Below are 17977 nucleotides of genomic sequence, written 5' to 3'. Positions count from 1 at the left end.
GTTCCGTGTCAGTGGTGGCGCATTATAGGGAGTTATTTCTGCCTGACAAGAGGAAATTTAAAATAATTTTCTGAGTGTCTCTTTTTTCATCAATAGCGGGCTTAACGTGCCATAAAATAAGCAAATTGCCGTTATTGCAACTGCAATCACACTTCCAGGTGGCATACTAATAACCAAACGAAAGAGAAAGGAAGAACATTCATGCCTTTAAGCGCACAACAATTAGCCGCACAGAAAAATCTATCCTATGTTCTGGCTGAAAAGCTGGCGCAGCGGATATTAAAGGGTGACTACGCCCCCGGTACGATTCTTCCCGGCGAAATAGAACTGGGCGAGCAGTACGGCGTAAGTCGAACGGCAGTTCGCGAAGCGGTGAAAACGTTGACGGCTAAAGGTATGGTGCTACCCCGTCCGCGCATTGGTACGCGGGTGATGCCGCAGGGAAACTGGAACTTTCTGGATCAAGAGCTGCTGACCTGGTGGATGACGGAAGAAAATTTTCATCAGGTGGTAGATCATTTTCTGGTGATGCGTATTAGCCTGGAGCCGCAAGCCTGCCTGCTGGCGGCGACGCTTGGCACTCCGGAGCAGAAAGCGCGGCTTAATGCCTTAATGGAAGAGATGGTCGCGCTGAAAAAGCATTTTAAGCGTGAACGCTGGATTGAAGTGGATATGGCGTGGCACGAGCATATCTACGAAATGAGCGCCAATCCCTTTCTAATCTCTTTTGCTACGCTATTTCATTCGGTTTATCACACTTACTTTACCTCAATCACCTATAACGAGGTGGTAAAGCTGGATTTGCACCAGGCCATTGTTGATGCCATCGCTGATGGCGACGGCGAACGCGCTTTCCAGGCCTGCCAGGCGTTGTTAATAGCGCCCAATGAGAGACCAGATAATTAACAGGATATTGAATGACCAGCAAAAAAGCGCGCAGCATGGCTGGCCTGCCGTGGATCGCGGCAATGGCCTTCTTTATGCAGGCGCTAGACGCCACCATTTTGAATACCGCTTTACCGGCTATTGCGCATAGCCTTAACCGTTCCCCACTCGCCATGCAGTCCGCTATTATCAGTTATACCCTGACAGTAGCTATGTTAATTCCGGTAAGCGGCTGGCTGGCTGACCGCTTCGGTACGCGTCGCGTCTTTATGGTCGCCGTAAGTCTGTTTACGTTAGGCTCGCTGGCCTGCGCGCTCTCCAGTTCACTATCTGAATTGGTTATTTTTCGCGTCGTACAAGGCGTCGGCGGAGCGATGATGATGCCAGTGGCGCGACTGGCGTTATTGCGAGCCTATCCGCGTAGTGAGCTGCTGCCCGTTCTTAACTTTGTCACTATGCCGGGGCTGGTAGGTCCGATTTTGGGGCCGGTATTAGGCGGCGTACTGGTGACCTGGGCAAGCTGGCACTGGATCTTCCTGATTAATATTCCCATTGGGGTTGCAGGCATTCTGTATGCCCGCAAATATATGCCCAACTTCACCACGCCGCGTCGCAAGTTTGACATGACCGGCTTCTTTCTTTTTGGGTTAAGTCTGGTTTTATTTTCCAGCGGAATGGAACTGTTTGGCGAAAAGATTGTGGCGACATGGATCGCATCCGCCATTATTTTTTGCAGTATCGTTCTACTATTGGCCTATATCTGCCACGCCCGCCGTCATCCGACACCGTTAATATCACTATCGCTGTTTAAGACACGCACATTTTCCGTTGGCATTGCCGGCAACCTCGCCACACGTCTGGGGACAGGCTGCGTACCTTTTTTAATGCCGTTAATGCTACAGGTTGGTTTTGGCTACCCGGCTCTGATCGCTGGCTGCATGATGGCGCCGACGGCTTTGGGTTCTATTATCGCGAAATCGACCGTAACGCAGGTTTTACGACGTTTGGGATACCGGAAGACTCTGGTCGGCATTACGGTATTTATCGGTCTGATGATTGCCCAGTTTTCGTTTCAATCTCCCGCCATGCCGATCTGGATGCTCGTACTGCCGCTATTCATTCTTGGAATGGCGATGTCCACTCAATTTACGGCAATGAATACGATTACTCTTGCGGATCTGACGGACGATAACGCCAGCAGCGGCAACAGCGTTCTGGCGGTTACGCAGCAATTGTCTATCAGTTTAGGCGTGGCGATCAGCGCGGCGGTGTTACGTATTTATGAAGGTTTTGCGGGCACCAGTACCGTGGAACAGTTCCACTATACCTTTATCACGATGGGGGCGATCACTATCGTGTCCGCGCTGATGTTTATGCTGCTAAGAGTCAAAGACGGCAACAATCTGATTAAAGAACGGCATAAATCTAAACCGACCCACGCACCGTCAAAACCGGAGTAAGCTGAAGTCGCTGTTGTTGCAAGGCGGGCTGCGCCATCCGATGAATCAACACATCAATAGCCAGCTCGCCCAATTCATCTTTCGGCTGATGGATAGTCGTCAGCGGCGGCGTCATATAGCGCGCCAGCTCAATATCATCATAGCCAATGACTGCCATATCTTGCGGGATACGAAGCCCCGCCTGATATAGCGCCTGATAGGCGCCGACAGCCATCGCATCGTTTCCGGTAAAAACCGCTTGCGGTCGCTGTTGATGGGCGAGTAACGCCTGCATGGCGTCAAAGCCGCCGCCAAATTCAAAATCGCCAGTGATCTCATAGCCTTGCGGAATAGCCAGCCCTGCGCGTTTCATCGCCGCCCGATACCCTTCCAGCCGTAAACGCGCTGGCGTTTTGTCCAGCGGGCCGGTAATACAGGCTATTCGGGTAAATCCTTTATCGATAAGGTGTTGGGTGGCAAGATCGCCGCCTAACAACGAATTATCCTGAATGAGATCGCTACCGCCCTCGCCATCAAACGGCGACCAGTCCATCATGACGGTAGGAATAGACGGATAACGCTCCATGATTTCACGAGAAGGCTGATGCGTTTCGGTACACAGCAGCAGTAAACCGTCTACCCGTTTTTGCATCAGCGTCTCCAGGTTGCGGTTCATCCGTTGCTCGTCGCCTTCGGTATTGCACAGCACCAGACTATAACCGCGCTCAAAACAGCTTCGCTCAACGCCGCGCACCAGTTCGGAATAAAAAGGGTTGGTACTGGCGGTAATCAGCATACCAATCGTGCGGGTCTGGTTTAACTTGAGGCTTCGCGCCAGCGCAGAAGGCGCATAGTTAAGTGATTTAATCGCCGCTTCAACTTTTTCGGTTATCGTCTCACTCACAAAGCGATCTTTGTTAATAACGTGAGAGACCGTCGATGTAGAGACTCCCGCCAGGCGGGCAACATCTTTCATAGTAGCCAAGCGTTACCCCTGCTGATGTAAAAACGCTTCTATCTCTTCGCGCCACGGAACGGACGACTGCGCGCCTTTACGCGTTACGGCAATCGCGGCGGCGGCATGGGCAAAGCGAATCGCTTCCGGCAACGGCGTCTCCTCCAGTATCGCGGTGATAAAGGCGCCGTTAAACGTATCTCCGGCGGCAATGGTATCGACAGCCTCAACGCTAAATCCAGGAACGCGGCGGCCCTCGCCGTCTACGCTGGCCCAGACGCCACGGCTTCCTAAGGTAATTAATACGGTTCGAATGCCTTTATCATGCAAAACCTGCGCAGCTTTCGCGGCATCGTCGTCATTTTCCACACGCACGCCCGTCAGCTTTTCAGCTTCCGTTTCATTTGGCGTGATGATGTCCACCAGCGCCAGCAGTTCATCCGGTAGCTCACGGGCAGGCGCCGGGTTAAGCGCAACAGTAGTATGATGTTGATAGGCGATTTTTGCCGCCGCCAGTACGCTTTCCAGCGGCGATTCCAGCTGCATCAGTAACGCATCCGCCTGCGCGATACGTTCACGTTGCGCATCAACCAACGCCGGCGATAACGCGGCATTCGCTCCGGCATGAATACCGATGACGTTCTCGCCTTCGCCGTTAACGAAAATCAGCGCCACCCCGGTAGACTCGCCTTTAATGACGCTAACTGGCGTGATATCAATACGATCGCTGACTAATTGTTTACGAATACTGTCGCCAATATCGTCATCGCCCGTGCAGGCAATAAACGCAATATTTGCCCCGCTACGTCCCGCAGCAACCGCCTGATTCGCGCCTTTCCCGCCAAACGCGACCTGATAATGGCTACCGGTTACCGTTTCACCCGGGGTAGGGAAGGACTCAAGATTAAGGATATGATCGGCATTAATGCTGCCAAGGACGATGAGATTACCTGCGGTTTTCATATTCGGGGTTCCACGTCAAAGTGCGCCACCGGTTAGGGTGGCGCGTGCCCTGCTTTTCTTTTTTTACGTTCACCTCAGCGGAGGCTCGCGTATTTCTGTCGCCATCAGGCCATAGTTGACCCGTGTCGTTTATTACTGCTTGATGACCAGTTTCAGGTCAACCGGATATTTGGCCTGAACTTTTTCGCCTTTCAGCACCTTATCCGCCACTTCAACGCCTTTGGCGCCGATTTGATCCGGTAACTGAGCGATAGTCGCTGCCAGTTTGCCATCTTTTACGGCCTTTTCGCCATCCGGCGTACCGTCAAATCCAACCACCATCACATCTGCTTTACCGGCAGTTTGCAGCGCGCGCAATGCGCCCAGCGCCATTTCATCGTTCTGGGCGAAGACAGCCTGAACATCCGGATGCGCGGTCAGCAGGTTCTGCATGACGTTCAGGCCCTTAGTACGGTCGAAATCGGCAGGCTGGCTAGCCAGGACATTAAATTTGTGGGCGGCTACCGACTGCTGGAAACCTTCGCCACGCTCACGCGCCGCAGATGTTCCAGCAATGCCTTGCAACTCAATCACTTTGGCGCCTTCGCCAGCTTTTTTCGCGATATAGTCGCCAGCTATCTTACCGCCCAGCACGTTATCAGACGCGATATGGCTGACGACATCACCTTTGGTTGCCTGGCGGTCAAGCGTGATAACCGGAATCTTCGCCTGGTTCGCCATCTTCACCGCGTTACCCACCGCATCGGAGTCAGTCGGGTTGATCAGCAGAATTTTGGTCCCGCGAACGGTTAAATCCTGCACGTTCGCCAGCTCTTTGGCAGGGTTGTTCTGGGAGTCCAGCACCACCAGGTTATAACCCAGTTTATCCGCCTCTTTTTGCGCCCCGTCTTTTAACGACACGAAGAAGGGATTATTGAGGGTAGAGATCACCAGCGCAATGGTGTCTTTCGCCATTGCATTCGCGCTCACGGTGGCGCTCAGCGCAACAGCAGATACCAGGGTAGCCAGTTTTTTCATGTTCATATTTCAGATGTCCTGTAGTCGTTGTTACTGCTTTTTGTTGTCTACCAGTACCGCCAGCAAAATCACCACCGCTTTGACGATCATCTGGTAATAGGAGGAAACACCTAACAAATTCAAACCATTATTAAGGAAGCCGAGAATCAATGCGCCGATCAATGTCCCAACAATGCGTCCTTTACCGCCTGCAAGGCTGGTGCCGCCCAGCACCACGGCGGCAATAGCATCCAGCTCATAGCCGGTACCCGCCGTCGGCTGCGCGGAAGAGAGGCGCGCCACTTCAATGATGCCCGCCAGCGACGCTGTCAGGCCGCAAAGTGAATAGACGATAATTTTCACTTTGCTCACGCTAATGCCAGACAGGCGCGTCGCCGCTTCGTTACCGCCCAGCGCGTAGATATAGCGTCCCAGACGGGTGTGATGCAGCATATACCAGGCGGCGATAAAGACGATAGCCATGATCCAGACCGGCGTAGGAACGCCCAGCGGACGGCCGATACCGAACCAGCCAAACAGATCGGCGTTATCGGTAAAGCCGGTGTTGACCGGGCTACCGTCGGTGTAAACCATCGTTACACCGCGCAGTAGCAGCATCATCACCAGCGTAGCGATAAACGCCTGTACGCGGCCTTTCGCGACGATAACGCCAGTGACGGCGCCAATCGCAGCGCCCAGCGCCAGCGCGGCGGCAACCGCGACCAGCGCATTCACTTCAACGCCGACGATTGAAGCGGCAACCGCTCCGGTGAGCGCCAGCAGGGAACCGACGGACAGATCGATCCCCGATGTCAGAATCACCAACGTCATCCCCACCGCCATAATGGCGTTGACGGAGGTCTGTTGAAGAATATTGAACAGATTATTAACGGTAAAAAAGTTGGGGCTCAACGTCGAAACAATCGCGATCAACACCAGCAGGGCAATGAGCGACTTCTGCTCAAGAAGCCACGCTTTAGTGAAATAACGGCGACCAGAAACAGCCTGGGTTGTCATCTTTTTTACTCCTGATTCACGCGATTAAGCTTGCCCACTGCGGCAGCCATTAACACTTCCTGGGTGGCCTGCTCGCGAGTAAATTCACCGCTGAGATGCCCTTCATGCATGACGATGATGCGATCGCTCATGCCTAATACTTCTGGCATCTCAGATGAGACCAGAATGATGCTCAGGCCGTCGGCCTTAAACTGGTTGATAAGCTGATAAATCTCTTTCTTGGCGCCGACGTCCACACCGCGGGTCGGCTCGTCGAGAATGAGCACTTTCGGGCGCGTCATCAACCCGCGGGCAATCGCCACTTTTTGCTGATTACCGCCAGAAAGCAGGCCTATCGCCTGTTCCATTGACGGTGTCTTGACGTTGAACAGACGGATAAAATCCCCCACCGCCTGTTGCTCATCTTTGTGTTTCAGGCTTCCGCCAGCGCGGCTGAAATAGTCCAGCGCCGTCAGCGACATATTCTCTTTAACTGACATGCCGAGCACCAGTCCATCGCGCTTACGGTCTTCAGAGATATAAACGATGCCATTGGCCAGCCCGTCCTGCGGAGAACGCGTCACCACTTCGTGTCCATCAAGCGTCACGTAACCGCTGGTTCGCGGCATCGCGCCGTACAATACTTTCATCAGCTCGGTGCGACCGGCGCCCATCAGGCCGGAGATGCCAAGAATCTCGCCTTTTCGCAGCACAAAAGAGACATCATTCACGCCCGGTCCGCACAGATTATCGACCTTGAGGCGAATCTCACCCGGCGCGTTATCCAGATGCGGGTACTGATCTTCCAGCTTACGTCCCACCATCATTTCGATAAGAGAATCTTCGGTCAACGTGGCCACTTCACGCTCGGCGATAAATTGCCCATCGCGGAAGACCGTCACGTCATCGCAAATTTCGAAGATCTCTTTCATACGGTGGGAGATATAGACAATGCCGCGCCCCTGCGATTTTAATTCGCGGATAACGCGGAACAGAGAGTCGGTTTCAGTGTCGGTCAGCGCATCGGTCGGTTCATCCATAATGATGACTTTGGATTCGAAGCTCAGCACTTTGGCGATTTCCACCATTTGCTGATCGCCGATAGAGAGTTCGCCCACCAGCTTATCGCTCTTAAAGCGCAGATTGAGTTTGGCTAAGAGCTGGTCGGCTTCGGCATACATCTTTTTCCAGTCGATTTTGCCAAAGCGATTCACAAACTCACGGCCCAGGAAGATATTTTCCGCAATGGTCAACTGCGGAATCAGGTTCAGTTCCTGATGAATAATGCCGATCCCGGCTTCCTGAGACGATTTAGGCCCGTTAAAGGTGGTCTCTTTACCCAGCCATAACAACGATCCCGCATCTCGCGTATAGATGCCGGTTAATACTTTCATCATGGTGGATTTTCCGGCGCCGTTTTCCCCCACCAGCGCCATAACGCGGCCAGGATAAACGTTTAACGCGGCGCCGGAGAGAGCCTTCACGCCGGGGAACGCTTTATCGATCCCTTTGAGTTGCAGTAATGCGTCCATAGCGGCCTCAGAAAGTGACGCCAGCGCAAAGAATGACGTTCGCATACGGGGAACACTCCCCGCTGCGAATCACCGCCTGACTGTCTGCAGTCAATTTTTTGAATTGTTCGTGTGTCGTATAACTAATTTTTATGGTGTTTCCCTGGTGTTGCTGCAGTTGCTCAAGGTGAGTGAGCAACGTTTCGTGGAGCTGCGGATTCTGTTGTTTGATTTCCGTTGCAAGAATCGCCGCCTCAACCTGCATTTCCCGGGTCACGACATCCACCACCTGCATAAAAGAAGGTACGCCCTGGGTTAGTGCCATATCGATACGCGCAGTGCTATTCGGGATGGGTAAACCCGCATCACAGACCACCAGAGTATCAGTATGCCCCAGACGGGAAATGACCGACGAGATTTCAGAGTTGAGTACGGTGCCTTTCTTCATTTTTCTGCTCCACTAGCGAAACGTTTCGCTGGCCGCAGTGTAACCCTGGATGTGTTCATAAAACCATCATGACGTAACAGAATTGTGATCGCCGTCGAAACGTTTCGCTAGCGGAAATCAGGTGAAGATAATCGCCCGATGGCGATTATCTTGTGGGAATCTACGGATTGGCCAGGCCGGGCAAGCCAACGCGGCCCCGGCATGGTGATGGGAGGTTAAATCTCGACCTGAGTTCCTAACTCAATCACGCGGTTAGGCGGGATCTCGAATTGATCCGGCGCACGCAGGGCGTTACGTTGCAACAACAAATACAGCTTGCCACGCAAACGCAAATACCACGGGCGTTTGCCGACAATCAATGACTCGTGCGACATAAAGAACGACGTTTCCATCATCCGACAGCTAAGCCCTTCCAGACCGCAGCGGTGGAACACCTCTTCAACGTTTGGCGTTTCGCGCCAGCCGTAGCTGGCCACCACGCGCCAGAATGTCGGAGACAACTGCTCAATCTGCACCCGGCGAACGTTATGCACATATGGCGCATCTTCCGTACGCAACGTCAGTAAGATTACGCGCTCATGCAACACTTTGTTGTGCTTCAGGTTATGCAATAAAGCAAAAGGGATCACACTGAGCGCGCGCGACATGTATACGGCAGTACCTGGCACCCGAACCGGCGGTGACTTCTCCAGCGAAGCAATCATCGCTTCCAGCGAATTACCGTGTTCATGCATACGACGCAACAGACGGAAACGCTCACTCTTCCAGGTGGTCATGATCGTGAACATGATCAGGCCCAGGCTCAGCGGCAGCCAACCACCGGACAACAATTTGTCGAGGTTAGCCGAGAACAGCGGGATATCCACGCACAGGAACGCGATGAGGATCAGCGCGACAAAATATTTGTTCCAGTGCCAGTTCTTACGCGCCACGGTCGTAGAAAGAATAGACGTCAGCACCATCGTGCCGGTCACGGCGATGCCATAGGCCGCCGCCAGGTTGCTGGAGTGCTCAAAGCTAACAATAACAACCACGACCGCGAAATAAAGCAGCCAGTTAACGAAAGGGATATAGATCTGACCGGACTCCATCTCGGAGGTATGGATAATGCGCATTGGCGACAAATAGCCAAGACGCACAGCCTGACGCGTCAGCGAAAAGACGCCGGAAATGACCGCCTGGGAGGCGATCACCGTCGCCAGCGCGGCCAGAATCAGCAGCGGAATTAACGCCCAGTCCGGCGCCAACAGGAAGAAGGGGTTTTTAATCGCTTCCGGATGCTTTAGTAGCAATGCGCCCTGACCAAAGTAGTTCAGTACTAACGACGGCAATACCACGGTAAACCACGCCAGGCGAATCGGGAACTTACCGAAGTGTCCCATATCGGCGTACAACGCCTCTACGCCGGTAATCGACAGCACCACCGCGCCCAACGCAATAAACGATACGGTTTTATATTCAAGGAAAAAACGTACCGCCCAGACAGGATTCAGCGCATGTAACACTTCGGGATTGGCGATAATACTGCGCAGGCCAAGTACCGCCAGGATTAAAAACCAGGTCAGCATGATCGGCGCAAAGAGTTTCCCTACCATTCCCGTACCGTGCTTCTGAATCATAAACAACAGAGTCAGCACAATAATGGAGAGCGGGACAATCCAAGTGTCCAGCTGCGGCGCGACAATCTCCAGGCCTTCAATCGCCGACATCACCGAAATCGCCGGCGTAATGACCACTTCGCCATAGAAAAAGCTGCCGCCTATCAGTCCCATGATAACTAACATGGATGTGGTGCGCGCCGAGGTATTACGCCCGGCAAGCGACATCAGCGTCAAAATTCCACCTTCACCCGCGTTATCGGCGCGCATCACGAAGGTGAGATATTTGATGGAAACCACAAAGATGAGTAGCCAGAAGATCAGCGACAGAAAACCAAACACGGCATCTCGTTCAACGCCAAAACCAAACTGACCGGACAAACATTCACGAAGCGTATAAAGCGGGCTGGTACCAATATCACCGTAGACAACCCCAATAGCTGCGAGGGTAATCGCAGGCAACGATTGCTTATTATCAGTGCTCATAGACTCATCTTTCGTTTATACACGTCACCCTTCACCCTACCTCCTTGTCGGCTGCATTCGCTTACCCCAGTCACACGTTTAAGTCAGTGCCAGGGGATTCACTCCTTTGCCGCCTTGATGTAGTTTGAATGAATGAGTGTATAGATATGAAATGTGTGCTTAGTCCCTTGGCCCACAAAAAAGCGCACAGTATGCACGATTAATCATAAAATCGTACCCCTAAATGAAGCCAGATTAACCTGGCTCAAAGAAAAATAAACAGCGCGTCAGACGATTACAGCCCCGGTGGTGAAACGTCTATACTCGCAATTAGCATGATCCATTTGTCGAAAGGACGCCTCTTTATTATGGCTCACCCACATTTATTAGCGGAAAGAATTTCCCGTCTGAGCAGCGCCCTTGAGAAGGGGCTGTATGAACGTAGTCATGCCATACGCCTTTGCCTACTGGCGGCGTTAAGCGGTGAGAGCGTCTTTTTGTTGGGCCCGCCCGGTATCGCCAAGAGTCTGATTGCCCGCCGCCTGAAGTTTGCTTTCCAGCGCGCCCGCGCTTTTGAATATCTGATGACACGCTTTTCCACGCCGGAAGAGGTTTTTGGCCCGCTCTCTATTCAGGCGCTGAAAGATGAAGGTCGCTATGAACGCTTAACGACCGGCTACCTTCCCGAAGCCGAAATCGTTTTTCTGGATGAAATCTGGAAAGCCGGGCCCGCTATCCTGAACACATTGCTGACCGCCATTAACGAACGCCATTTCCGCAACGGCGCATTTGAGGAAAAAATCCCGATGCGGCTGCTGGTGGCGGCCTCTAACGAACTGCCCGAAGCGGACAGCAGCCTGGAAGCCTTGTACGACCGAATGTTGATTCGCCTGTGGCTGGATAAAGTTCAGGATAAAGCCAATTTCCGCTCCATGCTGGTCAGTCAACAGGATGAGAGTGATAACCCGGTACCTGCCTCGTTACAGGTTAGCGACGAAGAATATCAACAGTGGCAAAAAGATATCGGCGCGATTTCACTGCCTGATCCGGTCTTTGAGCTGATATTTACTCTGCGCCAACAGCTGGATAATTTGCCGAATGCGCCTTATGTCTCCGACCGTCGCTGGAAGAAAGCCATCCGCCTGTTACAGGCCAGCGCCTTCTTTAGCGGACGCGACGCGGTTGCGCCGATTGACCTTATCCTGCTAAAAGATTGCTTGTGGTATGACGCGCAGAGTCTGAATCTCATGCAACAGCAACTGGAAATATTGATGACCGGACACGCCTGGCAGCAGCAGGCCATGCTGACTCGCCTCGGCGGTATCGTCCAGCGTCGCCTTCAGTTGCAGCAACAGCAAAGCGATAAAACCGCCTTCACCGTCATTAAAGAAGGCGGTATGTTCAGCCGTCGCCCGCATTACACTTTACCGCCGGAAGCCAGTGCGTCAACGTTGACGTTATTGCTACAAAAACCGCTAAAACTGCATGATATGGAAGTGATCCATATTACCTTTGACCGCAGCGCGCTGGAACTTTGGCTGACCAAAGGCGGCGAGATCCGCGGCAAACTGAACGGGATCGGCTTTGCCCAAACGCTGAATATGGAAGTCGATAACGCTCAACATCTGGTGGTGCGCGACATCAGTCTACAAGGTACCCGTCTGGCGTTACCGGGAGCGGCTGAAGACAGTATGCCTGCGGAGATCAAACAGCAGCTGGAAACGTTAGAAAACGACTGGCGCCAGCAGCATACCCGCTTCAGCGAGCAGCAACATTGCCTGTTTATTCACAGCGACTGGTTAGGGCGCATTGAGGCCAGCCTGCAGGATGTAGGAGAACAGATCCGCCAGGCGCAACAATGCTGACGCTGGATACGCTAAATACCATGCTGGCCGTCAGCGAAGAGGGAATGGTCGAAGAGATGATCCTCGCGCTACTGGCTTCCCCACAGCTGGTCATTTTCTTTGAAAAGTTTCCGCGTTTAAAAAACGCCGTGACCGCCGATCTCCCGCGCTGGCGGGAAGCGCTACGCAGCCGTCTTAAAGACGCACGCGTTCCGCCGGAACTCACGGAAGAGGTCATGTGTTATCAGCAAAGCCAACTTCTCTCTACACCACAGTTCATCGTGCAACTGCCGCAAATACTGGCGTTGCTTCATCGCCTGCATTCACCGTATGCCGCGCAGGCGAAGCAGTTGACGGAGAGCAACAGTACCTTTACCCCTGCGCTACACACGCTTTTTTTGCAACGCTGGCGGTTAAGTCTGGTCGTGCAGGCCACCACGTTAAACCAGCAACTACTGGAAGAAGAGCGCGAGCAGTTGCTGAGTGACGTTCAGGAACGGATGACGCTGAGCGGGCAACTGGAACCGACGCTGGCGGAAAATGATAATGCCGCAGGCCGCCTGTGGGATATGAGCACGGGCCAGCTTAAACGTGGTGATTATCAACTGATCGTAAAATACGGCGAATTTCTCGCCGCCCAGCCGGAGCTAATGCAACTGGCGGAACAACTGGGACGTTCGCGGGAAGCCAAATCGGTACCGAAAAAAGACGCGCCGATGGAAACCTTTCGTACACTGGTACGCGAACCCGCAACGGTGCCGGAGCAGGTTGACGGTATTCAGCAAGGCGATGATATTCTGCGCCTGTTGCCGCCAGAGCTGGCGGCGCTCGGCATCACCGAGCTGGAATATGAATTCTACCGCCGGTTAGTGGAAAAACAGCTCCTCACCTATCGCCTGCATGGCGAAGCGTGGCGTGAGAAAGTAACCGAACGGCCGGTAGTACACCAGGATGTCGACGAGCAGCCGCGCGGACCGTTTATTGTCTGCGTCGATACTTCAGGCTCGATGGGAGGATTTAACGAGCAGTGCGCAAAAGCGTTCTGCCTGGCGTTGATGCGCGTTGCGCTGGCGGATAACCGTCGCTGCTTTATTATGCTGTTTTCCACTGACGTTGTGCGTTATGAACTCTCCGGCCCGGAAGGTATCGAGCAGGCCATCCGCTTTTTAAGTCAACGTTTTCGCGGCGGCACGGATATCGCCAGCTGTTTTCGCGCCATTATTGAAAGAATGCAGGGACGGGAATGGTTTGATGCCGATGCGGTGGTCATTTCGGATTTTATCGCCCAGCGCTTGCCGGATGACGTGGTGAGCAAAGTGGGAGAGTTGCAGCGTCTTCACCAGCATCGATTCCATGCGGTGGCGATGTCGGCGCACGGCAAACCCGGCATCATGCGCATTTTCGATCATATCTGGCGCTTTGACACCGGGATGCGAAGCCGCCTGTTGAGACGCTGGCGGCGCTAACGGCTTATAAAATAGCAGGAATGCTTTCGCGAACCTGCGCGGGCCACACGCCGCACTGCACCTGACCAATATGCGGCAATTGCAGCAGCAACATCGTCAGACGCGACTGCCCAATCCCGCCGCCGATGGTCTGCGGCATTTCGCCGCGCAGCAGCGCCTGATGCCACTCCAGTTGCAGGCGATCTTCATCACCGGTCAACGCCAGCTGGCGCATCAGCGTATCGGCATCTACGCGGATACCCATAGAGGAAAGCTCAAACGCATCTTCCAGCACCGGGTTCCACACCAGGATATCGCCGTTCAGACCGGCGTAGCCCAGCTCAGATGCGGAGCTCCAGTCATCATAATCCGGCGCGCGTACATCATGGCGGTGGCCATCGCTCAGTTTACCGCCGATCCCCACCAGAAAAACGGCGCCAAGTTCTTTGGCGATCGCGCGTTCGCGCCCTTTCGCATCCAGATCCGGATAGCGAGACAACAGCTCCTGGCTGTGAACAAACTGAATTTGCTCTGGCAGGAACGGCGCCAGACCAAACTGTTTATGCACTTCTGCTTCCGTCGCCTTAATTCCAGCCCATATAGCCTCTACTGTGCTTTTCAGGGTGGAAAATTGGCGCTCGCCATCGCCCATGACACGCTCCCAGTCCCACTGATCCACATAGACCGAGTGGAGCGGAGAGAGTCGGTCTTCATCGGGGCGAAGGGCTTTCATGTGCGTGTACAGCCCTTCGCCCGCGCTGAAGTCATGTTGCCCCAGGGTTTGACGTTTCCACTTCGCCAGTGAATGCACCACTTCGAACTGGGCGTCAGGCAACGCTTTCACTTTTACCTGCACCGCTTTTTCACAGCCGGACAAATTATCCTGCGTACCATCTCCTACGCGACTCAGGATCGGCGCCTGGACCTCAATCAGACCCAGACGCTCCTCAAGCTGGCGAGAGAAATGTGATTTCACGAAGCTAATTTGACGTTGTTTGGCAATGTAAGCGGTTTTCATTTTTTTACTCCTGCGTCCTGTTGCCTATGATTAAGCAACAAAACGAGAGCACTATTCAATAATCAACAGATAAAAAGCCAACTTCGATTTTGATTCGTTAAAAATAATGGCTAAAATAGAGATAATCATTAATCAGCATAAGAAAAAGCGATGGAAAATTATCAGATCGACAATCTGGACCGCGGCATACTTGACGCCTTAATGGAAAATGCCCGCACCGCCTACGCCGAACTAGCCAAACAATTTGGCGTTAGCCCTGGAACCATTCACGTTCGCGTCGAGAAAATGAAGCAGGCCGGGATTATTACGGGCGCACGGATTGACGTCAGCCCCAAACAGCTGGGCTACGATGTGGGCTGCTTTATTGGCATCATTCTCAAAAGCGCCAAAGACTATCCCTCCGCACTGGCCCGGCTGGAAAGCCTGGATGAGGTGACGGAAGCGTATTACACCACCGGTCACTACAGCATCTTTATAAAAGTGATGTGCAAATCAATCGACGCGCTTCAGCACGTACTTATCAACAAGATCCAAACAATTGATGAAATTCAGTCCACTGAGACACTGATCGTCTTGCAGAACCCGATCATGCGCACCATCAAGCCATGATCGGCTTTTTTAATCCCACATTTTTCCACAGGTAGATCCCAGCTCGTTCACAGAGTACAATGCAGCCTCTTTACCTGAGCGAGCGATCAATGGCAGACATTACTCTTATCAGCGGCAGCACCCTGGGCGGCGCCGAATACGTCGCGGAACATCTGGCGGAAAAGCTGGAAGCTGCCGGTTTTTCAACCGAAACGGTGCACGGTCCGTTATTAGAGGATCTGTCAACTTCCGGGATCTGGCTGATAATCAGCTCAACGCACGGCGCCGGAGACATTCCGGACAACCTGACCCCTTTCTATGAAGACCTTCAGACGCAGAAACCCGATCTTTCCGCGGTACGTTTCGGCGCAATTGGCATTGGCAGTCGAGAATACGACACGTTTTGCGGCGCGATTGAGAAAATAGAAGCGGAACTGAAAGGCGCTGGCGCAAAACAGGTTGGGGAAACACTGAAGATCAACATCCTTGAACATGAGATTCCGGAAGATCCAGCGGAGATTTGGCTCGGATCTTGGATTAATTTACTCAAATAAGTGTAAAGATCGTGCGATCCATTGTGGATAAATCTGGTGGAAAGCTTGGATCAACCGGTAGTTATCCAAAGAATAACCGTTGTTCACTTTTTGAGTTGTGTATAAGTACCCGTTTTGATCCCAGCTTATACGGGCCACGATCACCGATCATTCACAGCTAGTGATCCTTTCCAACGCATTGATCTTTATTACAGGATCCGGGTTATCCACAGCCTGGCGCGATCCTAATAAGAGATCACAATAGAACAGATCTCTAAATAAAAAGATCTTCTTTTTAATAGCCCGGATCCCGGGGCTTTCTCCATCGGCTAAAGTTGAGTAGAATCCACCGCCCGGGCTTCAATCCATTTTCACACCCGTTATGCGAGGCAATTACCATGTTTTATCAGGATCCTTTTGACGTCATTATTATTGGCGGGGGTCATGCAGGCACTGAGGCCGCGATGGCCGCAGCGCGTATGGGTCAACAGACTCTGCTTTTGACACACAATATTGACACGTTGGGACAGATGAGCTGCAACCCGGCGATCGGCGGTATTGGAAAGGGACATCTGGTAAAAGAGGTGGATGCGCTCGGCGGTCTGATGGCGAAAGCGATCGATCAGGCAGGTATTCAGTTTAGGATACTAAACGCCAGCAAAGGTCCGGCCGTTCGCGCTACCCGGGCTCAGGCGGATCGAGTCTTATACCGCCAGGCGGTGCGTACCGCGCTGGAGAATCAGCCGAATCTGATGATCTTCCAGCAAGCTGTTGAAGATCTGATTGTCGAAAACGATCGCGTTGTCGGCGCCGTGACCCAAATGGGGCTCAAATTCCGCGCGAAAGCGGTGGTACTGACCGTCGGAACCTTCCTGGATGGCAAAATTCATATTGGTCTGGATAACTACAGCGGCGGTCGTGCTGGCGATCCGCCATCCATCCCGCTGTCTCGCCGTCTGCGTGAGCTTCCGCTACGCGTCAGCCGCCTGAAAACCGGCACACCGCCGCGTATTGATGCGCGTACTATCGATTTCAGCGTGTTGGCTCAACAGCATGGCGATAACCCGATGCCGGTTTTCTCGTTTATGGGGAATGCTTCTCAGCATCCGCAACAGGTGCCGTGTTACATCACGCATACCAATGAGAAAACCCATGACGTGATTCGTAATAACCTCGATCGTAGCCCAATGTACGCTGGCGTGATCGAAGGGATCGGCCCACGCTACTGTCCTTCGATCGAAGACAAGGTGATGCGTTTTGCCGATCGTAACCAGCATCAGATCTTCCTTGAGCCGGAAGGACTGACCTCTAACGAGATTTACCCTAACGGTATCTCCACCAGCCTGCCGTTTGACGTGCAGATGCAGATTGTCCGTTCCATGCAGGGTATGGAGAACGCGAAGATCGTTCGCCCTGGTTACGCGATTGAGTACGATTTCTTCGACCCGCGCGATCTGAAACCGACTCTGGAAAGTAAATTTATTCACGGCCTGTTCTTTGCTGGTCAAATCAACGGTACTACCGGCTATGAAGAGGCTGCGGCGCAGGGCTTGCTCGCTGGTCTGAATGCCGCGCGTCTTTCCGCCGACAAAGAGGGCTGGGCGCCTGCGCGTTCTCAGGCTTATCTCGGCGTGCTGGTGGACGATCTCTGTACGCTGGGCACCAAAGAGCCGTATCGTATGTTTACCTCCCGCGCCGAATATCGCCTGATGCTGCGTGAGGACAATGCCGATCTGCGTCTGACCGAAATGGGCCGCGAGCTGGGTCTGGTGGATGATGAACGCTGGGCGCGATTCAACGAGAAGCTGGAAAATATCGAACGCGAACGTCAGCGGCTGAAATCGACATGGGTAACGCCGTCTGCGGAATCCGCCGATGAAGTGAATGCGCATTTGACCACGCCTCTCTCCCGTGAGGCCAGCGGCGAAGATCTGTTGCGTCGTCCGGAAATGACCTACGCGCAGCTCACTTCGCTTGCCGCATTCGCGCCTGCGCTTGAAGATGAGCAAGCCGCTGAGCAGGTGGAAATCCAGGTCAAATACGAAGGGTATATAGCTCGCCAGCAGGATGAGATTGAAAAACAACTACGTAACGAGAATACGTTGCTGCCTGCCACGCTGGATTATCGTCAGGTTTCCGGTCTGTCGAACGAAGTTATCGCCAAGCTGAACGATCATAAACCGGCGTCTATCGGCCAGGCATCGCGTATCTCCGGCGTTACGCCAGCGGCAATCTCCATTCTGCTGGTATGGCTGAAAAAACAAGGTATGCTGCGTCGTAGCGCTTGATAACA

15 protein-coding genes are annotated in these 17977 nt (G+C 53.1%); 7 read left to right on the top strand and 8 right to left on the bottom strand.

Going from position 1 to position 17977, the window contains the following annotated elements; genetic code table 11:
• The first annotated feature begins 201 nt into the window (after positions 1 to 201).
• Both ACLJRU_RS21430 and mdtD read left to right on the top strand, forming a co-directional pair.
• Complete coding sequence (locus ACLJRU_RS21430) at positions 202 to 906, top strand: FadR/GntR family transcriptional regulator (RefSeq protein ID WP_001131144.1); 705 nt, start codon at positions 202 to 204, stop codon at positions 904 to 906.
• 11 nt (positions 907 to 917) lie between these two features.
• Positions 918 to 2345, top strand: coding sequence for a multidrug transporter subunit MdtD (mdtD, locus tag ACLJRU_RS21425; RefSeq protein WP_001541180.1), 1428 nt, complete (start codon positions 918 to 920; stop codon positions 2343 to 2345).
• Here the strand turns inward: mdtD and rbsR are convergent.
• The 7 genes from rbsR to kup all read right to left on the bottom strand — a co-directional run bounded on the left by rbsR (position 2311) and on the right by kup (position 10277).
• On the bottom strand, positions 2311 to 3309 hold the full coding sequence (rbsR, locus tag ACLJRU_RS21420) for a ribose operon transcriptional repressor RbsR (RefSeq protein WP_000224495.1): 999 nt from the start codon (positions 3307 to 3309) through the stop codon (positions 2311 to 2313). The genes mdtD and rbsR overlap by 35 nt on opposite strands.
• A gap of 3 nt (positions 3310 to 3312) precedes the next feature.
• Positions 3313 to 4242, bottom strand: coding sequence for a ribokinase (gene rbsK, locus ACLJRU_RS21415; protein WP_038394064.1), 930 nt, complete (start codon positions 4240 to 4242; stop codon positions 3313 to 3315).
• A 132-nt stretch (positions 4243 to 4374) separates the two neighbouring features.
• Positions 4375 to 5265 carry a ribose ABC transporter substrate-binding protein RbsB gene (rbsB, locus tag ACLJRU_RS21410; protein ID WP_001541177.1) on the bottom strand — a complete coding sequence of 297 codons (891 nt, stop codon included), beginning with the start codon at positions 5263 to 5265 and terminating at the stop codon, positions 4375 to 4377.
• A gap of 24 nt (positions 5266 to 5289) precedes the next feature.
• The gene (gene rbsC / locus ACLJRU_RS21405) at positions 5290 to 6255 is read right to left on the bottom strand and encodes a ribose ABC transporter permease (protein WP_000211345.1); all 966 of its coding nucleotides are present in this window, start codon (positions 6253 to 6255) and stop codon (positions 5290 to 5292) included.
• Positions 6256 to 6260: 5 nt separating this feature from the next.
• The gene (gene rbsA, locus ACLJRU_RS21400) at positions 6261 to 7766 is read right to left on the bottom strand and encodes a ribose ABC transporter ATP-binding protein RbsA (protein ID WP_000339366.1); all 1506 of its coding nucleotides are present in this window, start codon (positions 7764 to 7766) and stop codon (positions 6261 to 6263) included.
• Between the two features lie 7 nt (positions 7767 to 7773).
• A complete protein-coding gene (gene rbsD / locus ACLJRU_RS21395; protein WP_000715944.1) occupies positions 7774 to 8193 on the bottom strand; it encodes a D-ribose pyranase in 420 nt (139 codons plus the stop codon).
• A 215-nt stretch (positions 8194 to 8408) separates the two neighbouring features.
• Positions 8409 to 10277, bottom strand: coding sequence for a low affinity potassium transporter Kup (kup, locus tag ACLJRU_RS21390; protein ID WP_000102338.1), 1869 nt, complete (start codon positions 10275 to 10277; stop codon positions 8409 to 8411).
• A 347-nt stretch (positions 10278 to 10624) separates the two neighbouring features.
• Here kup and ravA point away from each other — a divergent pair, with 347 nt between their 5' ends.
• Positions 10625 to 12121, top strand: a complete 1497-nt coding sequence (gene ravA, locus ACLJRU_RS21385; protein WP_000940987.1) for an ATPase RavA — start codon at positions 10625 to 10627, stop codon at positions 12119 to 12121.
• Positions 12115 to 13566, top strand: coding sequence for an ATPase RavA stimulator ViaA (gene viaA, locus ACLJRU_RS21380; protein ID WP_000956594.1), 1452 nt, complete (start codon positions 12115 to 12117; stop codon positions 13564 to 13566). Before ravA ends, viaA begins: the two co-directional genes overlap by 7 nt.
• A 4-nt stretch (positions 13567 to 13570) precedes the next feature.
• On the opposite strand, the gene asnA is transcribed toward viaA, so the two are convergent.
• Positions 13571 to 14563, bottom strand: coding sequence for an aspartate--ammonia ligase (asnA, locus tag ACLJRU_RS21375; RefSeq protein ID WP_000845123.1), 993 nt, complete (start codon positions 14561 to 14563; stop codon positions 13571 to 13573).
• A 150-nt stretch (positions 14564 to 14713) separates the two neighbouring features.
• On the opposite strand from asnA, the gene asnC reads away from it, so the two are divergent.
• The 3 genes from asnC to mnmG all read left to right on the top strand — a co-directional run bounded on the left by asnC (position 14714) and on the right by mnmG (position 17972).
• On the top strand, positions 14714 to 15172 hold the full coding sequence (gene asnC / locus ACLJRU_RS21370; protein WP_000433016.1) for a transcriptional regulator AsnC: 459 nt from the start codon (positions 14714 to 14716) through the stop codon (positions 15170 to 15172).
• Between the two features lie 89 nt (positions 15173 to 15261).
• Positions 15262 to 15705: an FMN-binding protein MioC gene (gene mioC, locus ACLJRU_RS21365; protein ID WP_000763722.1), complete on the top strand. Its 444-nt coding sequence runs from the start codon at positions 15262 to 15264 to the stop codon at positions 15703 to 15705.
• Positions 15706 to 16082: 377 nt separating this feature from the next.
• The gene (gene mnmG, locus ACLJRU_RS21360; RefSeq protein ID WP_000499872.1) at positions 16083 to 17972 is read left to right on the top strand and encodes a tRNA uridine-5-carboxymethylaminomethyl(34) synthesis enzyme MnmG; all 1890 of its coding nucleotides are present in this window, start codon (positions 16083 to 16085) and stop codon (positions 17970 to 17972) included.
• Positions 17973 to 17977 lie beyond the last annotated feature (5 nt).

It is taken from the genome of Salmonella sp. SAL00653 (assembly GCF_046552515.1).
Taxonomy (GTDB): domain Bacteria; phylum Pseudomonadota; class Gammaproteobacteria; order Enterobacterales; family Enterobacteriaceae; genus Salmonella; species Salmonella enterica.
Note: the sequence above shows the minus strand (reverse complement) of the source record. Positions and strands in the feature narration are given on the sequence as shown.

Excerpts from the sequence above, each read along its gene's own strand:
- ACLJRU_RS21430 (WP_001131144.1), top strand. The coding sequence starts at position 202 with ATGCCTTTAAGCGCACAACAATTAGCCGCACAGAAAAATCTATCCTAT.
- mdtD (WP_001541180.1), top strand. The coding sequence starts at position 918 with ATGACCAGCAAAAAAGCGCGCAGCATGGCTGGCCTGCCGTGGATCGCG.
- rbsK (WP_038394064.1), bottom strand. The coding sequence starts at position 4,242 with ATGAAAACCGCAGGTAATCTCATCGTCCTTGGCAGCATTAATGCCGAT.
- rbsB (WP_001541177.1), bottom strand. The coding sequence starts at position 5,265 with ATGAACATGAAAAAACTGGCTACCCTGGTATCTGCTGTTGCGCTGAGC.
- rbsC (WP_000211345.1), bottom strand. The coding sequence starts at position 6,255 with ATGACAACCCAGGCTGTTTCTGGTCGCCGTTATTTCACTAAAGCGTGG.
- rbsA (WP_000339366.1), bottom strand. The coding sequence starts at position 7,766 with ATGGACGCATTACTGCAACTCAAAGGGATCGATAAAGCGTTCCCCGGC.
- rbsD (WP_000715944.1), bottom strand. The coding sequence starts at position 8,193 with ATGAAGAAAGGCACCGTACTCAACTCTGAAATCTCGTCGGTCATTTCC.
- kup (WP_000102338.1), bottom strand. The coding sequence starts at position 10,277 with ATGAGCACTGATAATAAGCAATCGTTGCCTGCGATTACCCTCGCAGCT.
- ravA (WP_000940987.1), top strand. The coding sequence starts at position 10,625 with ATGGCTCACCCACATTTATTAGCGGAAAGAATTTCCCGTCTGAGCAGC.
- viaA (WP_000956594.1), top strand. The coding sequence starts at position 12,115 with ATGCTGACGCTGGATACGCTAAATACCATGCTGGCCGTCAGCGAAGAG.
- asnA (WP_000845123.1), bottom strand. The coding sequence starts at position 14,563 with ATGAAAACCGCTTACATTGCCAAACAACGTCAAATTAGCTTCGTGAAA.
- asnC (WP_000433016.1), top strand. The coding sequence starts at position 14,714 with ATGGAAAATTATCAGATCGACAATCTGGACCGCGGCATACTTGACGCC.
- mioC (WP_000763722.1), top strand. The coding sequence starts at position 15,262 with ATGGCAGACATTACTCTTATCAGCGGCAGCACCCTGGGCGGCGCCGAA.
- mnmG (WP_000499872.1), top strand. The coding sequence starts at position 16,083 with ATGTTTTATCAGGATCCTTTTGACGTCATTATTATTGGCGGGGGTCAT.